The sequence below is a fragment of the Stenotrophomonas sp. STEN035 genome (genome assembly GCF_056759935.1).
On the sequence record NZ_JBRRDY010000009.1, the window covers coordinates 17,827 to 41,370 of the forward strand.

The following is a 23,544-nucleotide window of genomic DNA, read 5'->3' on the forward strand; positions in this document are numbered from 1 at the left end:
AGTCTCAACACAGAACCTCCGCTTAAACGATTGGAGGCGCAACGGCTTGCGGGTGCAGTGAAGCCGAGCAGTGGATCGTCGTCGTGCGGGACGCGCCCGCCGCCTGCTTTGGCATGACGCGAGCGCCGGCGTCGCTGCGTCGCAAGCGATTGGCCCGAGTAGCGCTACGGAGGTGACACATATTGCTTTGACGATCTTCATGATCTCTCTTGGCTGGGAGGGGGTTGCTGCACGCGTGCACAGCCTCAAAAACACCCCTCCCCAGCCCTCCCCTTCGCTATGCGAAAGGGAGGTCTCTGACTGCGTTGACTGTGGTGTCGGCTTGCCCAACAGGCGCTAGTGATTCGGCATTTTCGGATTGATACGCCGCAGATGAAGGTCGTGCAAAATCGAGTCGAAACGCTTTTTAGGTCAGCGCACATTTATTGGGCACAACCTCAAGAAAAGTTACCCTTCCAATCCAGACATACAACCTGCCGCATGCTAACTCAATCAATAACGGGTCGGAGCTCAATTTGTTCCATATGGAACCTCAACGCTGAACGTTTCACCATCGTCCGATTTGAGCACATAGGTATGCACAACACCATCGTCGTCAGCTAACAAATGACCGCTCCAGTCTACTGTGTAGACATGGCCATCTATATGCAACATAGCCAGCCCGACAACCTCACTGTTCTCTGGCAGCAGCAATCCGCCGAGCCCCCCACCACGCGTCATGGATATTCCATCGACTTGACGCTTATCTACGGGAAAGTCATAGCTACCAAGAGCATCTATTAACTTGAGTTCCACAACTCTAGGCCTATAAGGAGCCGCATCCAAATTCCAGTTGTTGACTAGATCATTGACCCACGCCCCGGGAATGTAAAGTTTCTCACCAAGATAGGTTTCGCTCAATTCACCACCTTCGACCACGGCACAGCAAACAACTCGATTTGCAACCAAATCATAGGCCGCAAAGCGCTCACCCTGCGCGGGAATCGACGGCAGCATACCGAAGAAATAGTTCTTTCGATAATCCAACTCGGTCCCCACCGACCGCCAACCACCGATCAGCGGACCCGCATTACCCGCTTGAAGTTCTTGCGCTCCGCCGATCTTTTGGTCGGGCGAGAAAACCACTGGCTCAACCTCAGTCGCACCACCGCTTGACGTACCGCCACCGGGCGCTTCCCGCCCCCCCAGTTGAGAGTCATTTCGCGATCGGCACGAAAGCACCAAACCAAAACTTACGGCCAGCAAAAGGAAATACATAATTCTTCGCATTTTAGTTCCCTGTCGCTGACCAATGCGGATCATCTTTTTTTCTTTTCTCGCCAGCATGGTTCCAGTGAACTACCCCGAAACTGTGACCCACACTAATAATCCCACGCTCCCCCCCTATCAAGACACTAGCACCACTTGCATCAACAACAGTCTTCCCCAAACCCCAGCCAGGATCGAACCTCATATCAATGGCATCCCCACGATTATGATTTGACCTATATTGCTTTGCGACGGCGTCTTGAGTTCTATATAGCCTATGCATTAGCCGCGCTGCCTCCTTCGCTTTCGCCATATCCGGCTGCCCGAGCTCATTCAAATGTAGCCAATCAATCCTAACTGGTGCATCTCCGTTCTGCGGCTCAAACGGAGGAACTTTATCTGGAGACAAGCCGTCGCAGATTTCTTTGGCGTAGTACATCAAATATGATCGCTGCGGCGGACGAAGCGTGTTCGAAATAGTCACCTTCACCCCACCCGCTTCGAGCGCCGCTACAAACCTACGAACATTACTTTGAAATGGCTCCACAAGATCAGCGATGCTCCTGCTGGCAGGGAACTTCGAGTGCCAGTCTGCCCCGCTCTTGTGTACAACTCCATCATCGTTGCTTTCTTGGACTCTCAAGGGGGAATGGAAGTTACTCAGAATTCCAATCGGATGAAGATGGTAGACATCCGGCTTCGTTGGAAACCCATTTACCTTACCCGCAACATCCGCCCACCAGCGCAGCTGGCCTATCCGAATTTTTTCGGCCTGCCACTCTGGTGTTCCGTCCAGCATCAGCGGGTCCAGCGCATTCCATTTGTCATCGGCACCACCCCACTCGCTTTCGTAGCGCACGATCAGACGGCTCAGGGCTTGCAACAACATTGGCTGCCTGCTCGCTGCAAGCATCTCTGCCTTGCTGATGTGCCCATTGCGATTAGTGTCCAACGGCTCATGCAACTTCCGGATCAGCACGCTCTTTTCAACCTTGTCCGCGCGCCTCTGGAATTGCAGTACCTCTTCTTTCGTCAACACTCCAAGCTTGAGCAAACTAGCTGTGAACAGGTCAACTGGCTCGACACCTCTCTCTTCAAAGGCTTCGAAGCTCAGTCCAATCCAACATAGTCCGAACAACCGGGGCGCTGCGGCTCGCGGTAAAAAATTAAAAAAATTTCCACCTGAATCAGCAGTCTCCGGATCGAGAATTTCCCCCTGGTGGGAGGAAATCATTATCGCGGGCGAATGGTAGCAACGACTGCATCCCACAAACCCATAGCCTCCTTGTCAGTCAGCTTCGAATCAAACTTGACTGGGGGCTTACCTGATGGCAGACCGCGAGGAGTTTCATATGCTATCGGGTTAGTATTCTCCAAGCTCACGTCTTCGCTCGAAATTTCAGTCACCGTACTCATCGATAGTACAAAAGAAGGCGTGGACAAGCTTGGGGACGCTCGCATTGACCACAACCCGAAGGACAAAGAATGACGTCCTTCAAGTTCCTCGACTCGCACAAGCGCTTGCTCCGCATCTTCGCCAGCGACAGAGACAGCCCCCTTTCGAAGAACAGTCATTCCTCGCCCCAAAAATTCAGATGCCTCTTCGACTCGACTTACCAAGGTCTCGCCCGACCCCGACTTCTCCATGCTGCTGGTATAGAACTCAAATAACAACCCTTCTTGCCCTCGCCCATGCGACGTCTGAAAGTTTGCCACTTCGTAATCTTGGGTCGAACTAATCAGTAGCGGTCCGAGGCAAAAAGCATCTTCTTTAGCACCGCCGCCTGCTTTCGTCACTTCTATCTGATCCACCAATTTCTCCACGCGACTCGATACTGCGTCACCATCGCCCGGATAGGAGTCTCCCTTTATGAACACTTGGACGCCGCCGATCAAAACGTGTGCCTCATAGGTAACTGCACGAGTGGTTTCTATACTTTGATATCGCTCAACTAATCGAACGCCCTCTCTGACTTTGCTCTCACCCCTAAAAATCGACGCACCAGACTCCAAGCTAATCTCGGACTTTATTGAACCAACTCGCTCGCCTACACGATAATCAAACAAATCCAGATCAACATTCTGATCAACAACCGAAACTTCTACCGTTCGAAAATCACTATCCTTCCCGTAGTAAAGTGTAACCATCGCAAATGGGGACCACTGAAACCGGCGAGGAACAGCTACAACCATCCGCCCGAGACAGTCTTCCCTCATATCCCGAGTAAACTCGTCTATCACTTCTTTCTCCTTGGCGCTAGGCTCGCCACATCCAGATAAAGTGGAAACCAATAACAACATCGAAAGCGCGATGACTGATACTTTCACCTAGAGCACCTCCGCCTCTCCAGCTATCTTCATAAGTGCATATAGAGTTACGTATTGCGCATCGCGATTACGGTAAGATTCTTCATGCGCGAATCCGCTCAATCTAAACTGCTGACGAACGCAATCTGCTCCCAACTCCATTGGAGCCCGGCCAGAGGAAAGCGGAACCGTACCATCGCCCGCCCCATCCTGCATTGCACATTCAATTTTCCAATAACTCAACGGTTGTCGCGGATACGCCCCCTGGCGCTGCTCAGCAGTCAACACCTCTCTTATGTAAATAGGGCCGACACCTTGGTCAGACACGTCGCCAAAACCAAGGCGCCCAACTACTGCCGTATTCGGACGATCCTTGCTTGGATCCAAGTATGCATTGGTATCATCTCTAACCACCCATTTCACAGCTTCGAAACTTGGTTTATCAGAACCACCACCATAATAAACGTAAGTGTTCCTATGGCAGGAATTAATCAGCCGCTGATGGAATGACTTCGCCGCCCCAATATTTGTAGCGTATTGCTCCCAACTAAGCGGAACCCCTCCCTCAGGACGAAGCCATTCCTCTCGAACCAATCCCCACCACCGATCGCGGCGAAGATAGATATCATCGTAAGGATTATTTACAGGTTGAACATTCAACGCTTTCCCGCCCGCCTCTTCCACGCTCAGCCATTGACGCCTGTAGCTCGAATTCGGCAATAGCTGCAGTGCCCCAGGCGCCTGCGAAAAAACCGCGGTAACTTTCTTTCCGTCGTTTCCGATCGCAAAACCGGCCCCAACGTCTTCATCCCTCATCCCAACTTTACAGCGCCGATAAGCTACCGCCGCTCCTAACGCAGGCATGACTCCGTGAACAATTCCTGCGACCTTTCTTTCCATTCCAGGGAGGCTCTGACACGCACGCGCCACCAAACCACCCATCGAATGCGTAATTAGCACAACCTGCTTGCAAACTGCGCCACCAGCGTTGTTTTCAGCAATTACGCTATCGATTCGCCGTCGTAATTCCCTGGCAGCCATTTCATTAGTTTCGAGCCAATTGTAGCCAAACGCATAAACGGGCATCCTGAATTTTGAGCGCCGCAGAAGATCATCAGTTGTTATCGGGACCACCACCCCCTTCTCTGCACCACGGGGCAAGTTGGGCATTTCCATCGCAACTCCACTTGGCAATTGAGGCGCGTTATATCCCGTCTGAATAGGCGCGGTTGGGGCTACCTCGATCGCACCGGGAATCTTGAAATCTCTCCAATAGACCGCCGCCGTCATCGCCTGCTCTCTGTTCAGCTTGTCTTCCAGCCATACCAGAAATTCTTCATAGCTAGCCTGACCAACCTCCCCCCAGCCACGCTCCCTGTACTGTTCGAAACTTCCTATATCGCCAGCTAGTCTTCTTGGAATCGCGCCCCCGCGATCCACTTCGACACGCTGCGGATGCAGGACACTTTGACGTATTCCGGCAGATTTCCTCATCCATTGGGTAACAACTGATATCGGCTTTTCTCCGAGGCCCTTGTCCAGCCTCCAAACAGGTCTCCCTTGCCCCCCATTTATTCTTTCCTTCAAATTTGACCCCATAATTCCAGGGACAAAAATTACTGGCAGAACACTTCTTTGTGGAACAACCAGCCTTACCGCATCCTGTAGCGCTGTTGATGTCAAATTCCACCCAAAGGTGGTTTCTCCATCCCTATTTGTTTTCCCGTGCGCTTCGCGCTTCGGATCCACCGGAGCAGTCATGCTTCACCGTCCTTCCTGTCTGGCCCCAGTAATTTAATTTCCATCGACTCAAGACCAACTCCGCGCTGCAAAGGGACACGGCCTAGCGCATCCGTCACGCCTCGTATAATCCCACCATCAGCGCGCAAAATTTCATAACGATAGTCTGCGGCGACAGTCCCATCCTGAAACTCTGCATAAAAACTCTCATTGAACGACGATTGAGGCCACTCGTTCATCTCTTTGGAGAGAAATGTAGGCCCCACAAACGACTTCTTGCTCGCATGCACCTTGATCGTGCCCGGGCAGTTGAACGTTATGTTCCCGCCTTCGATGGTCACGCTGGCACCACCAGCAGTAGCGATATGAATCGTCTTACCTGCAGCGAGCTCCATCACGCCCTGCGCGCTGGCTACGCGTAGCGCCTGCCGCGATTGCATGCGTACTTCGTCGTTCTGTCCCTGCACATTCAACTCACCGGTGCCGGCCACTACGCTCAAAGCATTTCCGCCGTCAGCGCCTCCCTCAACCGCACAGGCCAACATGCCGATGGCTTGCCCTGCATGCAGGCGCGCATTGCCCATCGCTGCGGTGTCGCTGTCGCCGCCGCTGGCCAGCAACAGGCCTTCGCCTACTGACCAGTGCAGGGCTTGCCCTGCTACATGGACGATGCCTGCGGGTGCGGCAAAGCCCAGCAGCGGGTCGCCGCTGTGCGGGACGCGTCCGTTGCCTGCGGTTGGCTGGCGCTGGGCGGCTTCACCACTCGCGCTGTCGAATACGTTGCCTGTGACGGTTGTTTTTGCGCTTGCCAGCATTGCAGCCAGTGGTGCCTGATCCGGCACGATGCTGGAGCTGTCCTTGCTGCGTGCGCCCTCCTTCATCACCAACGTGCTGGTCAGGTGGGTGTGTGCGGCCTGGCTGAAGCGGGCGCTCAGGCTTTGCAGCTGGTTGAGCAAGGCGGCTGGTTGCACTACCTCGCCAGCTGGGCTGCTGTTGCGATGCGCATAGGCACTGAACCAGGCACCGGAAGTGGCGCGTACTGCGCCCCAGGCGTCGCTGCGTAGTTCAAAGCCGGTGCCGCGCAGGCTGCCGAGGAAGTTGTCGGCTTGGTGACGCAGGTGACCGAGGCTCAGCTGCGAGGTCTGTTGGCTACTGGCCAGCTGCACGCGCAGCTGTTGGTCGCTGTCATCGAACAGCAGGTGATTGCTGCCTTCGCCTCCCTCCCATTCGCGTGAACGGATGCCCCAGACAGCACCGGGGTTGCGATGGGCGTCCTCGCCAGCGCCCGCTGCGTGCCAAGCCGGGGCGTGGCCGCCACTCAGGTTGCCTTGTGCGCTGGTCGCGCCATCGCGGGCCTGTGCGTAGGCGCTGCGGTCTTCACTGGCGCTGGCGCCAGCCGGTGTTGGTGCGATGCCGGCTTCGCCGCGGCCGTTGTAAAGCGCGCCCAGGACGATGGGGCGATCGATATCGCCATCGAGGAAGCCGACCAGCACTTCCTGGCCTATGCGCGGCAGGAACTGTGCGCCCACGCCGGGGCCGGCGTAACGCTGCGCAACCCGCAACCAGGTGGTGTCGGCTTCGCCATTCTGGAAATGGAAGCAGACGCGGATACGGCCCATGCTGTCGGCATGAACGTCCTGGCCCTTACCGCCGTGCGAGGCGACCACGCGCGCGGTCTGGTAGCCCGGCGCGGTCGGTCGCGGGTTCAAGCGCTGGCCAGTGCCATCCGTCAACGCAGGCCGCCACGGCATGGCGTGCTCGGTGGCCTTGAAACGATTGGCGTAGCCCACCTTCTCGGCTTGTTGCCATAGCGCGGTGTCTGCTGCGTCGATAGGTGCCTTGCCCAGCGCTTCATCCATCGCTTGCCGAACATCGGTGGGCAGGTTGTTGATGCCGGCGTGATCCACCTCGGTCAGCAGTAATTCTGGTGCTGCGGAGAACGGGGCCTGCGACACCTGCAACCATGTGCCTGATTGGAAACCGCGCACCGTACCTTGGCCGAGCCAAGTACGACCGTGCACCTCGTGCGCCTGTGCCTGTAGCTTGGCGTACCAAGCTGCCGTAGCAGCGTTGCTGAAAGCATAGGCGCCAACCGGGTCGTAGCTCTCGCGCTGCGATTGCTCACCACCGCCATCCACTGGTAGCTGAGCGCTGATGCCGCGCACGGAGCGATAGTCATCGCTGAGCAGGCTGATGCGGTTACTGCCCAGTGCACGTTGCCGGCCCAGCATCTGGATGCTGTCGCTGGACTCGGTGGCATCGCTGCGATGGAAGCGCACACCAACCTTTGCGCTGGCCGCATCCTCCGGCAACGTCTGGCTGTCGGCAAAAATTTCCACACCGTTGCCGCAGGCTGCCTGCTCATCCGAGTACAGCCTCCACCCCAATCCTTCCTCGGCCAGCAGCCGCTGCAGGAAATCCAGGTCGCTCTCGCGGTACTGCACGCAATAGCTGCGTACGCGCGCACCTATGAATTCATCGCAGCCTTCGGCCCAGCGCCAACTGGCCAGGTCCGGATAGTCCTGCAGAGCGGCATCCACAATCTGGCGCGCGTTCTTGTCCTGGAAAACCCGGCTATGGCGTGCGTGCTGCAACCACCAGGTCCAGGATTGCAGTGACAGACGGTAGCGAACCAGCCCACCATCGCTGCCCATGCGCTGCGCCGATGCAATCAAACCGCTGCGTCGCTGTTCGCCACCATCCGCAGTGCGGATCAGCAAAGCTGCCTGCTTGGCGAGCAGTGCATCCAGGTCGATGTATTGATCAGTGGAAAGTACATCCACCTCGGTCGATGCATGTGCGGACAACGCGTCCCGCCCCCACCAGCGCTCGACAACGTTGCCGCCAATCTCAGCGCACTGCAATTGGTACTGACGCTGCGCATTGCCCAGCACAGCGACTTGTGCCAGAAGGTTATTCAGCTTATCCATGCCTATTCCAGATGTGATGACCGTCTGCAATCTGCAGACACCAATCGGATTCCTTTCGCGGAATTTACCAGAAGTCGTCGTAACCGGTTTTCACGGCACTGGATTTTCGTATACGGATGAGAGCCGAAATCGTTGACGCAGCAACTGTCACCTCGCAGGCGGGAAATCTGTTCTATTTCAAGGGTTACTACCTGCTTTGCAGCCGTATATAACTGATTGAAAATTCGTATTCTCTTGCCCTGCAGACTTCGATTTTTGAGATTCATCTTGAATGTCAGAACCTGCACCGGACTCGCTACCAGGCCGGCAATTTGGACAGTGCCACAGCGCAGATAACGCAATGCCAGCCCTTTTGAGCGATGATCGGTACGCACTATCTGGATTCAGTCGTACCCAGCACTTCACCCACCCGCGTTGCCCTGCACTACCACCGAGCCAAGGACCCGCCACATGCAGTGGATTGATGATCTTGAAGTGGATGCCTGGAATACCGTGATTGAAGAACTTGTCTGGCACCTACGCAACGGCCGCACGCCGACTGCAATCACCCGTCAGCTGGTGCCTGACCGGGGAATTGAGTTCCGCTTCGACGGCGTGGATCCTGCATTTCTGCCGGTGCCAGACGAGGCTTTTGAAACGCACTGGAAAGATGCCATCGCCATCATTGCGCGCTTCCCGCAGCTCAATGCGCTACGCTTTCGCTGCAATGTGTGATCCCTTGATTCGCATCGACACGGCGGATCAGCGCGGTTGATAGTCGGTAGCACTACCGTAAGCGCTGCGCATCCGGGGAGTTGGATCTACTGATCTATCAGACTGACTGCCAACAGCCCCGGGGGCACTGCCCTTACCCGGGCTACGGCTGCTAGCCGGGAAAGCTTGGGTGTTCGGATTTTTGCCAGGAGCACCCCTCCCCGACCCTCCCCTGCACCTTCGGTGCAAGGGAGGGAGCGAAGCGGATCAGACCAGGTCTGGATGACGATCGATCAAGGCCTGCTTGCGCCGCTCAAGATCGGCGAGCTTGTCCTGCATGTCGTTGATCTCCACGTCCAGGCCATCAACGCTGGCCTCGATATGGTCGTACTGTTCCTGCAGCAGCTCACGCGCTTCGCGGCGGCTGCCTGCATTCGGCGTATCGCCACGCATCGGCTTGTTGGCCGTCTCGTGCATGAAATACGCGGTTACCAGACCAATCAGCGCTACCACCATCAGGTAGTACGCCGGCATCATCAGGTCACCGGTGGTCTCCACCAGCCAGGCCGCAAGCGTCGGCGTTACACCGGCGATGATCACCGAGATATTGAACGCACTGGCCAGCGCGCTGTAGCGCACGCGTGTTGGGAACATCGCCGGCAAGGTTGAGGCCATCACACCGATCAGGCAGTTCAACAAAACCGCCAGCAACAACAGGCCGACAAATATCCAACCGGTATTGCTACTGGTGATCAGATGGAAGGCGGGAATCGCTGCAACCAGCAGGCCAAGACTGCCCGCGGCGATGAACGGCCGGCGGCCAATACGATCACTGGCCATGCCCACAAACGGCTGCACGAACAGCATGCCCACCATCACCACGATGATGATCAGCACACCGTGGTCTTCGGAGTAATGCAGGTTGTGCGACAGGTAGGTGGGCATGTACGTCAGCAACATGTAGTAGGTGACGTTGGTCACCAGCACGATGCCGACGCAGACCAGCAGCGAACGCCAATACTTGGTCACGATCTCCCTGAAAGAGATACGCGGCGCGCTGCCGACGGCATCCTGGTCTTCCTTCTCCATGCGCTCCAGCTGCTCGGTGAAGGCTGGCGTTTCCTCAGCCGCATGACGCAGATACAGGCCAATCAAGCCCAGCGGCGCGGCGAGGAAGAAGGGAATACGCCAGCCCCATTCAAGGAACTGTGCTTCGCCAACGATGCTGCTCAGCAATACCACCACGCCGGCACCGGAGACAAAACCAATGATCGAGCCGAAGTCCAGCCAGCTGCTGAGGAAGCCGCGGCGCCTGTCCGGCGCAAACTCGGCCACGAACACCGCGGCACCGGTGTACTCACCACCAACCGAGAAGCCCTGCGCCAACTTGCACAGCAGCAACAGGATAGGCGCGAGTATGCCGATGCTCTCATACGATGGAATCAAGCCAATACAGAAGGTGCTGATCGCCATCAGGATGATGGTTGCCGACAGCACTTTCTGCCGGCCGAATTTGTCCCCCATGACCCCAAAGAACACGCCGCCCAGCGGGCGCACCAGGAACGGCACCGAGAACGTTGCGAGCGCAGCGATGGTCTGCACGCTGGGCGACGCTTCCGGGAAAAACACCTTGCCCAAGGCATAGGCGACAAAGCCGTACACACCAAAGTCGAACCACTCCATCGCGTTGCCCAACGCGGCGGCGGTGACTGCTTTTTTTACTTTTGCCTTATCGATGACGGTGATGTCTTCGATTTGCAGCGGCTCATTGCGGATAGTGGATTCACCTGTAGACATGACAGGACCAGTCCTCCCGTTACTGAGTTGATTGCGTGCTTGGCCTTGGCTTGCATGAGTTCGCGCAGGCCGTAATGCGCACGAAGGAATGCCCCACGGCAAGGCCACGGGGACGGTCAGGGACAGAAAAAACCGGGATCATCCCGGTAAGGCGTAGTGCCGGCTGTCCAAGCATCAACAGGCAGGGTGCCTGTGCGTAATCGCTGAATGATGCTGAGCCGGCGCATTTTACGCGAACAGCTGTTAAGGCTTGTTAAAGACGCGTCTGCAGCAGTTCCGTGCAGGCACGCAGCACATTACGCTTCAACGATGAACACGGCGAAACGCGCGTGATAGCAGCACGATGAGGCCAGTTGCCATGCAACCCACTGCGTAGCAGACGATGTCGCCCCACGAGAATGTATTGCCGATGATCGTGTACATCACATCACCACGCGCGTAACCAAGACGCTCTGCGACATGGAAGTACTGAGCGAACTCGATGCCGCAGGCGGACACGAACACCATCAGCAGAACCAGGCAATCATTGATACGCAACACACTGCGGATCATGGCGTAGAGCAGGATCACCACCAACACATCGCCCAGATAGGCGCGTACCCACGACACATGCGGCAGGCATGTAGCGATGATCACCTCGACGCCAAACACCAGCAGCGCCAGCACTAGATGCCAGCGACTGATTGCGAACCTGCCGCTCAGCTTCGTGCCGAGCGGCACCGGATCAGCGCCAGTTTGCATTGGCACCCCAGAACTCCACGGCTCGCGCATAAGCTGCACGATCAATCGGCACACCGGAGCCACCTTCCTCAACACCCAGCGCGTTGCGCATCATGGTGATGGGCGCCATCGGGATTTCTTCAGCCGTGGCGGTATACAGGCAACCGACAACGCCCCAGTCAGCCTCGATCGGCGAGCCTTCCTTCTCCAATTGTTCGCGGCTGTAGAGGATGACCACCAGGTAGTCGGCTACCGCCGGCTCGACACCTTCAAACCAGCGCACCAGCACTGGCAGCTCCTCGCGGCTGCGGGCCTCGTAACCCGAACGCAGCAGATGCCGGTTCTGCTCGGTGACCGGAACGGTCAGGCAGCGGGTGCTGGTCCAGTTCCTGTAGACATGCAGTTTGCAGAACGGTGCATAGCCATCGAGCACCTTGTCGGCAGCATGCGTGTTCAAGTGCTGCTCGAATTCCTCGGCACTGCAGTCCTGGATGGTATTGGCGCGCGGCGTGCGCGGGAACAAACGAGTACGTGCAAACGGCGTCAGGTAGATGGACATCATCGCTTCCAACAAAGGAGGGCGACATTGTCGGCGATCAGTGCGAAGACCGGAACCGTTACGCCCGGCCGCCCCCTGCCTGCTGAGGGCGGCCGCGGTCAATCTCAGACCTGCGCTTGCGCCTCTTGTTCGGCCACATCCATCGATGGCGTGCGCCAGCCGGAGTTGACGCCCCATAGATAGAACACGACGCCAATCGCCGCCACCAGCAGCAGGTCCCAGCCATAGCTGAGGTAGCCAGCACCGCCGAAAGCCGTGCTGCCCGCCCACGACACCAATGCCAGCAGCGGCAGATAGCAGATCAGCCATAGCGCGCCTTTCAGCTGCCGGGAGAAATCATGCCAACCAATCTTGCGCTGGTAGTAGATATAGACAGGCAGGGCGACAACCATCAGCAGGATGATTTCACCGGTCAACGGCCAGCGTGCCCAGTACAGCAGCTCGGTGGCCATCACGAACGCCACACCCGCCAGTATTGGCAGCGCGATCACCCGCAACGGACGATGCAGGTTGGGCGCGGTGCGGCGCAGTGACATCACGCTGATCGGCCCGGTCATGTACGAAATGACGGTGGCCACCGAGATCACCGCCGCCAGCGTGCCCCAGCCTCGGAAGAAGAACAGGAACAGGAACGACACCGCCAGGTTCAACCACATCGCCGGACGCGGCACGCCCCAGCGTGGGTGGATGTTGCCCAGCACCTTGGGCGCGGTACCGTTCTGCTGCATGCCGTAGATCATGCGCGCAGTGGTGGCGGTGTACGTCATGCCGGTGCCGCTGGGGCTGACGAAGGCATCCACGTACAACAGCATCGCCAGCCAGTGCAGGTTGAGAATCAAAGCCAACTGGGCGAAGGGCGAACGGAAGTCGATGCCATGCCAACCGTGCTCAGCCAGCATCTGGCTCGGTACCGCGCCGATGTAGGCCACCTGCAGCAGTACATAGATCACTGCCGCCAACAGGATCGAGCCGACTACCGCGAACGGAATGCTGCGACCGGGATTGCGTGCCTCACCGGCCAGATTCACCGGGCTCTGGAAACCGTTGAAGCTGAAAACAATGCCAGCTGTTGCGATGGCTGTAAGGATGGCGGAGAAATCCAGGATCGGCGTGCCGGGTCCTTTCAATCCAACTGAAAAGTTTTCGCTATGAAAGCCACTTGCTATCAAGGCCACGCCGGTCAGCGTCGGCACGATAAGTTTGAAGATGGTGATGGCGCTGTTGGAGTGCGCGAACAGTTTCACGCTCCAGAAGTTGATCAGGAAATAGACGACCACCAATACCGCTGCGATCAGCAGGCCGGCATGGCTGAGCTCGCCCATTCCACCCGGCTGCTGCACATACATATCCTGCGCCCACTGCCACGGCCACGACGCCATGTACTGCACCGAGGCTTCGGCCTCGACCGGGATGACCGAGACAATGGCGATCCAGTTGGCCCAGGCCGCAATGAAGCCAACCAACGAACCATGCGAGTAATGGCTGTAACGCACCATGCCACCGGATTCGGGGAACATCGCGCCCAGCTCCGCGTACGTCAGCGCGATGGTGAGGATGATGGCTGCGCCCAGCACCCACGCCCAGATCGCGCCGGGCCCAGCCAGGCCGGCCGCGCGCCAGGCGCCAAACAGCCAACCAGAGCCGATGATCGAGCCCAGGCCGGTAAGCATCAGGGCGATGGGGCCGACGTCGCGGCGGATGGCGCTGGAGTCGCTCATGCTGGCTTTCCGGTTGTGGCGACGCCGAAGTGGCGCTGGCGTCGGATCATCGCAAACCGAACGTTAAGCCGAGCGTGGTTTTTGCTGGCTGGGCGTTACTGCCAGAACCGGCATAACCAACGGATTGCCACGGTTCATTGACATGCCGAAAGCGGCAAAGCTCCGCCCCCTCCCTTGCGCCGAAGGCGTAGGGGAGGGTTGGGGAGGGGTGCCTTTTGCGGTGAACTCAACGTTCAAGCGCATTTGATTTACGGCTTCTGCTTCCGCTCCCTCGCGCAGTGCACAAGCTCAAATGCAAAGAAGCAAAGCCCCCCTCCCCAGCCCTCCCCTTGCCTGCGGCAAAGGGAGGGAGCAGAGCTGCAGCCTTCATTGGCTGCCAGCAGCCGCACATCGCAATTAACGCCCACCCCAGCCCATACATATCTACGACGCAACTCCGACAACAGCCCACCGACAGTGGCAGCACTCCCGCGTAGATAGCTGCCATGTCGCCGACCGATTCACTCAACAATTCACTCAGCAAAGTTCCCGCCATCACCCTCGGTTTCTGGATCATCAAGATCCTCGCCACCACCTTGGGCGAAGTCGGCGGTGATGCCGTCACCATGTCGATGAACCTCGGCTACCTGATCGGTACGGCCCTGTTTGCCACCGTGTTCGCAGTTGCGGTATTCGCGCAGATCCGCTCGCCAAACTTCCGGCCCTGGGTTTACTGGTTCGCCATCATCGCCAGCACCACGGTCGGCACCACCCTGGCCGACTACGTCGACCGGTCGCTGGGCATTGGCTATACCGGCGGCACCACGCTGCTGCTCGCCTTGCTGTTGAGCACGCTGTTCGTCTGGCAACGCTGCACCGGCAGCATCTCGGTTACCCAGATCAATTCGCCGCGCAGCGAGCTGTTCTATTGGCTGACCATCACTTTCTCGCAGACCCTGGGCACCGCCCTGGGCGACTGGGCAGCAGATACCCAAGGCTTGGGCTATACCGGTGGCATCGCCTTGTTTGGTGGACTGCTGGCGTTGGTGGCGCTGTTGTACTTCTACAGCCGTATCTCCCGCACCGCCCTGTTCTGGTCGGCCTTCATCCTGACTCGCCCGCTGGGCGCAGTGGTCGGCGACTTCCTCGACAAGCCCCTGGATCACGGCGGCCTGGCCTTGAGCCGGTATACCGCCACGGTCGTTCTGCTGCTTGCCATCGTCGCCTGCATCGCCCTGCTGCCACAGCGCCCGGCCCGCCAGGCCCACTGAGTTTGCTCCGCCCGGCTGCGGTCTCGGCTGAAACCATTGAACATCCATCTTGATAGAGAGATATAATCACCAACATCCCGTCAGACCCGGCCGCTTCCAATGACCGCGCTCAGCTTTGAGTTCTACCCGCCCAAGACCGACGACCAGCGCGCCCAGCTGGACCGCACCGCCGCCAGGCTCAAGGCCCACGCGCCGGAATACGTGTCGTGTACCTTCGGTGCCGGTGGCTCTACCCTGAGCTACACCTCCGAGACCGTGCGTCATCTCAACCAGCACCACGGCCTGCAGGCAGCCCCCCATCTGTCCTGCGTCGGCGGCACCCGCGAGGAAATCCGCGAGCTGCTCAAGCTGTACCGCGCCATCGGGGTGAAGCGCATCGTCGCCCTGCGCGGCGACCTGCCCTCGGGCATGGGCTTCCCTGGCGACCTGCGCTACGCCTCCGAGCTGATTGCCTTCATCCGTGCCGAACACGGCGATGCCTTCCGCATCGAAGTAGGCGCCTATCCGGAAACCCATCCCCAGGCCAGCGACGCATTGACCGATCTGCGCCACTTCAAGACCAAGATCGATGCCGGCGCCGATGCCGCCATCACCCAGTATTTCTACAACGCCGACGCCTATTTCCACTTCGTCGATGCAGCACGCAAGCTGGGCGTGGAGGTGCCGATCATTCCCGGCGTCATGCCGATCTCCAACTTCAGCCAACTGCGTCGCTTCTCCGAGCAATGCGGCGCAGAGATCCCACGCTGGGTCAGCAAGCGCATGCAGGCCTATGGCGATGATGCCGAATCGGTACGCAGCTTCGGCGCCGACGTGGTTGCCGGGCTATGCGAGCGCTTGATTGCCGGCGGCGCGCCGTCGCTGCATTTCTACACGCTCAACCTGGCCAAGCCGACCAATGCTGTATTGGAGCGCATCGGCAAAAGCTGAGCGTTCATCACTTCCTGCGCGCAGGGCCAACCGCTACCCTTGGCCGATGCGCCTGCTGTTACTCCTGTTGCTCACCTGCTCCGCCTTGGCGGCATTCAATGCGCGCGCGCAGAAGATCAATCGCTGCACCAATGCGCAGGGCCAGACCGTCTATGGCGACAAACCCTGCGAAGTAATGGGTGCCCGCGCGCGACTCCTGCCGGGCACGCGTGCGGCTGGCGGCAGTGGCCTGTATCGCGACAGCTGCGCGCGTCGGCTCAGTGAACTGGTTGCGCAGATCCAATCGGCTGCCGATGCGCGCGATCCAAATCGCCTGTCGGGCATCTATCTTTGGAATGGGCTTTCCAGCGCCGCCGCAACCCGGGTCATGGACAGGCTGGATGAGATCGTGCAGCGACCGCTGATCGACATCGCGCCGGTATTCCCCGAAGAACCGGCCTATGTGCCCGCGCCGCCCGAGCCATTCACCTATACCGACGGCACGCCGGTCGATCCTGCGCAGACGGCCGGCAGCAGTGGCTATCCGGATGTGCAGGCAATCAGCAATGCCGGCAGCGGCCCACGTCGTCCAATCGCCTTGCGCCTGGAGCAGACCCTGCCGCGCAGCGCCACGCCAACACGGACCATTCTGCACCTGCGCCGCCAATACAACTGCTTCTGGATCACCCTCTAAGCGCGACGCGATACCGTCAGCTGCTCAGATCTGCGGCCACAAAGCGCGAATCGCGGCCACACCCAAGGCACCATGACGGCGTGCGGTTTCGACATCGCCAGCACCCATACCGCCAATCGCATAGATCGGCAGCGAGACCCGCTCACGCAGTTCGACGAAAGCATCCCAGCCCAGGCTGGCAGCATCCGGATGGCTGGCCGTGGCCTGCACCGGCCCCAGCACCGCAAAGTCGCAGCCCAGCCGCTGTGCCGCCTGCAGCTGCGCAAGATCGTGGCAGGACGCGGCCACCAGTAATGCTTCGGGCAGAGGCCGTGCCTGCAGTTGCACTAGCTGCTCGCTGCCCAGGTGCACGCCAACACCCAGCTCACTGGCCAGCTCGATATCGCGGTTGATCAGTACTTCCACCTGCTTGCCAAAGCGCTCCACCACGGTTCGGGCCAAGGCCTGGCGCTGCGCTGCCATCGGGGTGCGCAGCTGGATGCGGCGGATGCCAGCGGCGATGGCGGCCTCGATCGACGCCAGCCAGAGTTCCTCGCCCTCGGTCGGCTCGGGTGTGACGAGGTAGTGGCAGGGCTGGCGCAGCGCCGCCACCACCGGCAGGTCGGCCGGCGGCATCGAATAGCGCGCCAGCTTGTCCGGGGCGACCCAGGTGATGGCCTGGCCTTCACGGCCACGCGCAGTGCCTTTCCAATGGCGCACGCGGCGCACTTCCAGGCGCAGGCGCTTGTCCGGGTAGATCTGCGGCACGTCCATCACCCACTCGCCGATCTCGGCCTCGATACCCAGCTCCTCGCGCAGTTCACGTACCAGCGCCTGCTCCGAAGTCTCGCCGGGCTCGCGCTTGCCACCGGGGAACTCCCAGAGGCCAGCCATGTCGCTATCGCCGGTGCGCCGGTTGAGCAGGATGCGGCCACGCGCGTCAGTGATGACGGCGGCCACGACGTGGATCGAGCGTGAAGGGGGTGTCATGGACTGAGCATGCCGAAAACAGGGCTGTTGGTGCAATCGTTCGCTGAGCCCCTGTAGTGCCGAGCCATGCTCGGCAGGGGCCTTACCAGCGATGCATCGGACAGCCCATCGGCTTCGCGGCTGACGCCGCTCCCACAAAAACCTGCCAGCCTGTAGTGCCGAGCCATGCTCGGCAGGGGCCTTGCCGGCGATGCATCGGACAGGTCATCGGCTTCGCGGCTCGCGCCGCGCCCACAAAAAACAAGCCGACTGTAGTGGCCCACCCAACACACCCACGGGCAAGACGCGCTATACCCCCCCCACACCCCCCCCGGGGGTTGGCTCCCTGGCGGGCCGGGGGGGGGCGCCCGCCCGGTCCCCCCCGGCCCGCCCGCCGCCCCCCCCACTACAGGGGCGGTGCTCAAAAAAAGCCCCGCACTAGGCGGGGCTCTTGGTCAGTTCAGTTGGCCGTGGCAGTGCTTGTACTTCTTGCCACTTCCGCACGGACAGGGGTCGTTGCGGCCGACCTTGGGCGCGTTGGCCTCGTCGATCACTTCCGCTGCTTCCTCGTCGGCACTGTAGCCACCGTTGTCCTGATGCTGGAACTGCGACATCTGCAGGCGTGCCTCGGCCTGCTGACGCTCCAGCTGCTCCATCGCCATCACTTCTTCCTCGCTGCGCACGCGCACGCGCGACAGCATGGTGATCACTTCGCGCTTGACGTCCTCCAGCATCTGCGAGAACAGCTCGAAGGCTTCCTTCTTGTATTCCTGCTTGGGCTGCTTCTGCGCGTAACCGCGCAGGTAGATACCCTGACGCAGGTAATCCATGCGTGCCAGATGCTCCTTCCAGCTCTGGTCGAGTACGGTCAGCATCACGTGCTTTTCCAGTGCCCGCATGGTCTCGGCGCCAACCGCCGCTTCCTTCTGCGCGAAGTGCTCGTCGACGCGGTCGATGACCTTCTGCACGATCGCCTCGGCATCCAGTTCCTCGTGCGCCTTGACCAGGCCAACCACGTCCATCTCCACGCCGAACTCGCCTTCCAGCGTGGCCTGCAGGCCCTGCAGGTCCCATTGCTCGTCCACCGAGTTCGGCGGCACGAAACGGGAGACCAGGTCATAGATCACGTCGCCACGGATGCCGTCGATGTTCTCCTTGACCGACTCGGCGTCCAGCAGCTCATCGCGCTGGCCGTAGATCACCTTGCGCTGATCGTTGTTGACGTCGTCGAAGTCGAGCAGGTTCTTGCGGATGTCGAAGTTGTGCGCTTCAACCTTGCGCTGCGCCTTCTCGATCTGACGGCTGACCATGCGGTCTTCGATGACGTCGTCTTCCTTCATGCCCATCATGCGCATCGCCTTCTGCACCCAGTCAGAGGCGAAGATGCGCATCAGGTTGTCTTCCAGCGACAGGTAGAAACGGGACGAACCCGGGTCACCCTGACGGCCAGAACGGCCGCGCAGCTGGTTGTCGATACGACGCGATTCGTGGCGCTCGGTGCCGACGATGTGCAGGCCGCCAGCAGCCTTGACCGCTTCGTGACGCTCCTGCCATGCAGCCTTCACTGCCGCCTTCTGCTCGTCGCTGATGTCTTCACCCAGCTCGTGCAGTTCGGTCTCCAGCGAGCCGCCGAGCACGATGTCGGTACCACGGCCGGCCATGTTGGTGGCGATGGTGACCGAGCCCGGACGACCAGCGTTGGCGACGATGGTCGCTTCGCGGTCATGCTGCTTGGCGTTGAGCACTTCGTGCTTCACGCCAGCCTTGCGCAGGTGCTCGGACAGCATTTCCGAGGTTTCGATCGAGGTGGTACCCACCAGCACCGGCTGGCCGCGCTTGGCGCATTCTTCAATGTCCGCCAGCACCGCGTTGAACTTGCCCTTGCGGTTGAGGAACACCTGATCCGGGTAGTCCTTGCGCACGGTCGGCTTGTTGGTCGGGATGACCAGCACTTCCAGGCCGTAGATGCTCTGGAATTCGAACGCTTCGGTATCGGCCGTACCGGTCATGCCGGACAGCTTCTTGTACATGCGGAACAGGTTCTGGAAGGTGATGCTGGCCAGCGTCTGGTTCTCACGCTGTACCGGCACGCCTTCCTTCGCTTCCACTGCCTGGTGCAGGCCGTCGGACCAACGACGACCGGCCAGGGTACGGCCGGTGAATTCATCGACGATGACGACTTCGCCGTCACGCACGATGTAGTCCACGTCACGCTGGTAGATGGCGTGCGCGCGCAGGGCGGCATTGAGGTGGTGGACGACGGTCAGGTTCTGCGCGGCGTACAGGCCGTTGTCGTTGTCCGCACCGATGATGCCGGCTTCGCGCAACAACTCCTCGGCGTGCTCCATGCCGGCTTCGGACAGGAAGACCTGCTTGCCCTTCTCGTCGACCCAGTAGTCGCCCTCGCCTTCTTCGGTTTCCTGCTTGATCAGGCCCGGCACCACGCGGTTGACGCGGATGTACAGCTCGGGGGAATCGTCAGCCGGACCGGAGATGATCAGCGGGGTACGCGCCTCATCGATCAGGATGGAGTCGACTTCGTCGACGATGGCGTAATGCAGGCCGCGCTGGTAACGGTCGGCGCGGGTCAGCGCCATGTTGTCACGCAGGTAGTCGAAGCCGAATTCGTTGTTGGTGCCGTAGGTGATGTCGCTGCCGTAGGCCTCGCGCTTGTCGCTGTGCGGCATGCCCGGGTAGACCACGCCGACGCTCATGCCCAGCCAGTTGTACAGCTTGCCCATCTGCGCGGAGTCGCGGCGGGCCAGGTAGTCATTGACCGTGACCACGTGCACGCCCTTGCCTTCCAGCGCGTTGAGGTAGACCGGCAGCGTTGCCACCAGGGTCTTGCCCTCACCGGTACGCATTTCAGCGATCTTGCCCAGGTGCAGGACCATGCCGCCGATCAGCTGCACGTCGTAGTGGCGCATGCCGAGCACGCGCAGGGAGGCTTCGCGGCAGACCGCAAAGGCTTCCGGCAGCACCTTGTCCAGCGCTTCGCCAGCGGCGATGCGCTCACGGAACTCGGGGGTCTTGGCCTTCAGCTGGTCATCGGAGAGCTTCTGCATCTCCGGTTCCAAGGCATTGATCTTGGCGACGATACGGTTGAGCTGGCGAAGCTGGCGCTCGTTACGGCTGCCAAAAACGCGGGTAAGCAGGCTGTTGATCATTGAAGGAACCGGTTTGAATGAAATGCCGTGCGACCTGGCTCACCCCCTGGGTTCACCGGTCACAAACGAAACAGGGCGCAATGCGCCCTGTCGATGGCAACGCCTATTGTAGCTTGGGGCGGACGCTTGGGTTTCAAGCACCCCCAAACAAGTCAGCCGAAGCTGACCTGCTGCCCATCAGCCACGGCTGACCCGGCCGACCGGCGTATTGCCGCCCTCGCCAAGGAATTTGCGCGGGTTCATCACCACGCCGTTCTGCCAGACCTCGAAATGCACGTGGGCGCCGGTGGAGCGGCCGGTGGAGCCAGCCTTGGCCACTTCCTGCCCGGCCCGCACCAGCCCGCCTTCACGCACGGTCAGGCGCGAATTGTGCGCGTACAGGGTCTTGTAGCCATTGCCATGGTCGATCTCGACCACATTGCCGTAACCGCCCTTCACACCGGAGAAGCTGACCACACCGTCAGCCACGGCCAGCACCGGGTCACCAACGCGGGCGTGGAAGTCCATGCCCTTGTGGTTGCCAACACCGCGGCCGAACGGGTCAGCGCGGCCACCGAAGCTGGAGGTGACGTAGGTGTTGCGGATCGGCATGCGCGAAGGAACAGCATTTTGTTCGAGCTGGTGATCGAACAGCAGCGATTCCATCACCGACAGCTGCTTGCCTGAAGCAGCGAAACGCTGCTCCAGCACCTGTAAGTCGGTGTTTACCGCGCTGACCGGGATGTCCTGGGTCGGGCCGGGTTCGCCTTCACCCATACCGGGGGTTTCCTGGAAGTCGAACTCACCGTCTTCCAGCTTGCCCATCTGGGTCAGCCGCTCACCCAGGGCGTTGAGCCGGGTGGCCTGCGCCTGCAGCTCGCCGAGGCGGGCGGCCAGTGCGTTGACCTGGGTCTGCGCGTCGGCGCGGACCTTGGCCAGCTCCTGCTCCTGGTGGTCTACCTTGGATTGCAGCGCCGAGTCGCCAGCCATGCCGATGGCGAAGCTCAGGGCTACACCCATCAGGCAACCAAGGCCAAGTACGCTACCCAACAGGGCTTGAGGACGATCCTCGAAGAACATCTGAACACGTGACAATGGCGTCTTAGCCTTCTGTTCACGCGTTTTGATTACGATCTTTTTAAATGTCATTGAAGAATTCTTATGTCAGAGCCGAAATCCAGTGTTCGTTCCCGTTCCGCGCCCAAACAGGCGCTGGAAGCGGCGATGGCGGACAAAGCAGGTAATCCGCTGCGCCGGGCCCTGTGGCTCGATGCGATGGACCGGCAATTGCGCCCCCATTTGCCGCCGGCGCTGGCTAACCGTTGCCGGTTGGCCAATGTGGACGGCGAACACCTCGTTTTTCTCGTCGAATCGCCGGTCTGGCACGCCAAAGTAAGGCTTGCCGAAGAACAGCTGCTCGACGCGGCCCGATCCATCGGGCTGAAGGCCACCCGGGTGACCGTCAAAACTGCGACCGCGTCCGCGCACTCCCCAGTGCGTAACGATCAACGCAGCACAGCAGTAAGCGAAACCACGCACAAAGGACTGCGCGACGCGTTGGCTGCCCTGCAGGATGTGAAATCAACAAAATCCTGAATGGCCACCGGGCGCCTGATCGGCCCCGGCCTCCAACCGACCGTCCTACGGACCGGATTGGAGCCAGCAGGAATCCTAGCCGCGGAATGCAGCGAAGGAGTTAGTCTTTTGTTAATTAATAGTTAAATTCAGACTAGAACCCGGATCGGGTTCACACTATGACGACAATTAGGACTGGTCGTAGTCTGTGAAGGCCGCGTCTCTTACGACCTCACCGCTATTTAACTTAGGCGTAGGCCGGGATGCCATACAGCACCGGCTCGGCGGCTACCGGCGAGTCGTAGCTGGCCCATTCCCAGGCGCTCTGGTCGGCCAGAAGCGCGCGCACCAGCTTGTTGTTGAGCGCATGGCCGGACTTGAAGCCCTCGTAGGCGCCCAGCACCTGCCCACCGGCCAGATACAGGTCGCCGATGGCGTCCAGGATCTTGTGGCGGACGAATTCGTCGGTGTAACGCAGGCCGTCGTCGTTCAGTACGCGGAACTCGTCGAGGACGATGGCGTTGTCCATCGAGCCGCCCAGTCCCAGGTTGCGCTCACGCATGTACTCAAGGTCACGCATGAAGCCGAAGGTACGGGCGCGCGAGATTTCCTTGATGTAGGCGGCAGAGGAGAACTCGATCTCCACCCGCGACTGCTTGGCCGGGATCATCGGATGATCGAACTGGATGGTGAAACCCAGTTTGTAGCCCTCGTATGGCTCGAAGCGGGCAATCTTGTCGCCGTCGCGCACTTCCACTGTCTTGAGGATGCGCAGGAAACGCTTGGCCGCACCCTGCTCGACGATGCCTGCCGACTGCAACAAGAATACGAACGGGCCAGAGGAGCCGTCCATGATCGGCAGTTCGGCCGAGGACAGCTCAACGATGACGTTGTCCACGCCGAGGCCGGCCAGGGCCGACATCAGGTGCTCAACGGTCTGGATCTTGGCGCCTTCACAGGTCAAACCGGTGCACAGGGTGACTTCGGTGACCAGATCGGCACGCGCCGGGACTTCCACCACCGGATCCAGATCCACCCGTCGGAACACGATGCCATGGTCAACCGGTGCCGGGCGCAGGGTCATATAGACCTTGTCACCGCTGTGCAGGCCGACGCCGGTGGCGCGGATCGTGTTCTTGAGAGTGCGTTGCTGGATCATGTGTATGTAAGGCCGGAGGGGCCACGCACGCGCAGCCAGGGGGACAAACAAGAATAACACGCGTTAACACGCGCCCTTTGCAGTGCCAAATTCGACCGTCAGCTGCCGTCCAGTACCGAAAATATCGCCGGGCCGGCCTTGGCCCGGCGAT

The 23,544-nt window shown here is 59.8% G+C and carries 18 protein-coding genes; 5 read left to right on the plus strand and 13 right to left on the minus strand.

What is annotated here, in order from left to right:
* Positions 1 to 510: 510 nt before the first annotated feature.
* From ACVOLL_RS06505 to ACVOLL_RS06525, 5 genes are read right to left on the minus strand one after another with little or no spacing between them, the layout of a single operon-like run.
* Positions 511 to 1,302, minus strand: coding sequence for a hypothetical protein (locus tag ACVOLL_RS06505; protein WP_481512160.1), 792 nt, complete (start codon positions 1,300 to 1,302; stop codon positions 511 to 513).
* A complete protein-coding gene (locus ACVOLL_RS06510; protein WP_481512161.1) occupies positions 1,271 to 2,482 on the minus strand; it encodes a hypothetical protein in 1,212 nt (403 codons plus the stop codon). The genes ACVOLL_RS06505 and ACVOLL_RS06510 overlap by 32 nt, the downstream gene beginning before the upstream one ends.
* Positions 2,482 to 3,576: a T6SS immunity protein Tli4 family protein gene (locus ACVOLL_RS06515; RefSeq protein ID WP_481512162.1), complete on the minus strand. Its 1,095-nt coding sequence runs from the start codon at positions 3,574 to 3,576 to the stop codon at positions 2,482 to 2,484. Before ACVOLL_RS06515 ends, ACVOLL_RS06510 begins: the two co-directional genes overlap by 1 nt.
* Positions 3,577 to 5,316: an esterase/lipase family protein gene (locus ACVOLL_RS06520; protein WP_481512163.1), complete on the minus strand. Its 1,740-nt coding sequence runs from the start codon at positions 5,314 to 5,316 to the stop codon at positions 3,577 to 3,579. It lies immediately after the preceding gene.
* Positions 5,313 to 8,225, minus strand: coding sequence for a type VI secretion system Vgr family protein (locus ACVOLL_RS06525; protein WP_481512164.1), 2,913 nt, complete (start codon positions 8,223 to 8,225; stop codon positions 5,313 to 5,315). Before ACVOLL_RS06525 ends, ACVOLL_RS06520 begins: the two co-directional genes overlap by 4 nt.
* A 450-nt stretch (positions 8,226 to 8,675) precedes the next feature.
* Between ACVOLL_RS06525 and ACVOLL_RS06530 the strand changes: the two genes are divergently transcribed.
* Positions 8,676 to 8,939 (plus strand): hypothetical protein, encoded by a 264-nt coding sequence (locus tag ACVOLL_RS06530; RefSeq protein WP_481512165.1) that lies wholly within the window; start codon positions 8,676 to 8,678, stop codon positions 8,937 to 8,939.
* 246 nt (positions 8,940 to 9,185) lie between these two features.
* On the opposite strand, the gene proP is transcribed toward ACVOLL_RS06530, so the two are convergent.
* From proP to ACVOLL_RS06550, 4 genes are all read right to left on the minus strand, one after another.
* Positions 9,186 to 10,715 carry a glycine betaine/L-proline transporter ProP gene (proP, locus tag ACVOLL_RS06535; RefSeq protein WP_481512166.1) on the minus strand — a complete coding sequence of 510 codons (1,530 nt, stop codon included), beginning with the start codon at positions 10,713 to 10,715 and terminating at the stop codon, positions 9,186 to 9,188.
* A 303-nt stretch (positions 10,716 to 11,018) separates the two neighbouring features.
* Positions 11,019 to 11,456, minus strand: a complete 438-nt coding sequence (locus ACVOLL_RS06540; protein ID WP_481512244.1) for a ribosomal maturation YjgA family protein — start codon at positions 11,454 to 11,456, stop codon at positions 11,019 to 11,021.
* On the minus strand, positions 11,440 to 11,994 hold the full coding sequence (locus ACVOLL_RS06545) for a DUF3228 family protein (protein ID WP_481512167.1): 555 nt from the start codon (positions 11,992 to 11,994) through the stop codon (positions 11,440 to 11,442). The genes ACVOLL_RS06540 and ACVOLL_RS06545 overlap by 17 nt, the downstream gene beginning before the upstream one ends.
* A 104-nt stretch (positions 11,995 to 12,098) precedes the next feature.
* A complete protein-coding gene (locus ACVOLL_RS06550; RefSeq protein ID WP_481512168.1) occupies positions 12,099 to 13,712 on the minus strand; it encodes an APC family permease in 1,614 nt (537 codons plus the stop codon).
* Between the two features lie 485 nt (positions 13,713 to 14,197).
* Here ACVOLL_RS06550 and ACVOLL_RS06555 point away from each other — a divergent pair, with 485 nt between their 5' ends.
* The 3 genes from ACVOLL_RS06555 to ACVOLL_RS06565 all read left to right on the plus strand — a co-directional run bounded on the left by ACVOLL_RS06555 (position 14,198) and on the right by ACVOLL_RS06565 (position 16,565).
* Positions 14,198 to 14,962 carry a COG4705 family protein gene (locus ACVOLL_RS06555; RefSeq protein ID WP_481512169.1) on the plus strand — a complete coding sequence of 255 codons (765 nt, stop codon included), beginning with the start codon at positions 14,198 to 14,200 and terminating at the stop codon, positions 14,960 to 14,962.
* Between the two features lie 99 nt (positions 14,963 to 15,061).
* Positions 15,062 to 15,892 (plus strand): methylenetetrahydrofolate reductase [NAD(P)H], encoded by an 831-nt coding sequence (gene metF, locus ACVOLL_RS06560; protein ID WP_481512170.1) that lies wholly within the window; start codon positions 15,062 to 15,064, stop codon positions 15,890 to 15,892.
* A 46-nt stretch (positions 15,893 to 15,938) separates the two neighbouring features.
* Positions 15,939 to 16,565 carry a DUF4124 domain-containing protein gene (locus tag ACVOLL_RS06565; RefSeq protein ID WP_481512171.1) on the plus strand — a complete coding sequence of 209 codons (627 nt, stop codon included), beginning with the start codon at positions 15,939 to 15,941 and terminating at the stop codon, positions 16,563 to 16,565.
* A gap of 24 nt (positions 16,566 to 16,589) precedes the next feature.
* On the opposite strand, the gene ACVOLL_RS06570 is transcribed toward ACVOLL_RS06565, so the two are convergent.
* The 3 genes from ACVOLL_RS06570 to ACVOLL_RS06580 form a co-directional block, all read right to left on the minus strand.
* Positions 16,590 to 17,534 carry a Nudix family hydrolase gene (locus tag ACVOLL_RS06570; protein ID WP_481512172.1) on the minus strand — a complete coding sequence of 315 codons (945 nt, stop codon included), beginning with the start codon at positions 17,532 to 17,534 and terminating at the stop codon, positions 16,590 to 16,592.
* Between the two features lie 434 nt (positions 17,535 to 17,968).
* A complete protein-coding gene (gene secA / locus ACVOLL_RS06575; protein WP_481512173.1) occupies positions 17,969 to 20,680 on the minus strand; it encodes a preprotein translocase subunit SecA in 2,712 nt (903 codons plus the stop codon).
* Positions 20,681 to 20,857: 177 nt separating this feature from the next.
* A complete protein-coding gene (locus ACVOLL_RS06580) occupies positions 20,858 to 21,808 on the minus strand; it encodes a M23 family metallopeptidase (RefSeq protein WP_481512174.1) in 951 nt (316 codons plus the stop codon).
* Between the two features lie 12 nt (positions 21,809 to 21,820).
* Here ACVOLL_RS06580 and ACVOLL_RS06585 point away from each other — a divergent pair, with 12 nt between their 5' ends.
* Positions 21,821 to 22,255, plus strand: coding sequence for a DciA family protein (locus ACVOLL_RS06585; RefSeq protein WP_481512175.1), 435 nt, complete (start codon positions 21,821 to 21,823; stop codon positions 22,253 to 22,255).
* Positions 22,256 to 22,481: 226 nt separating this feature from the next.
* On the opposite strand, the gene lpxC is transcribed toward ACVOLL_RS06585, so the two are convergent.
* Complete coding sequence (gene lpxC / locus ACVOLL_RS06590; RefSeq protein ID WP_481512176.1) at positions 22,482 to 23,393, minus strand: UDP-3-O-acyl-N-acetylglucosamine deacetylase; 912 nt, start codon at positions 23,391 to 23,393, stop codon at positions 22,482 to 22,484.
* Positions 23,394 to 23,544 lie beyond the last annotated feature (151 nt).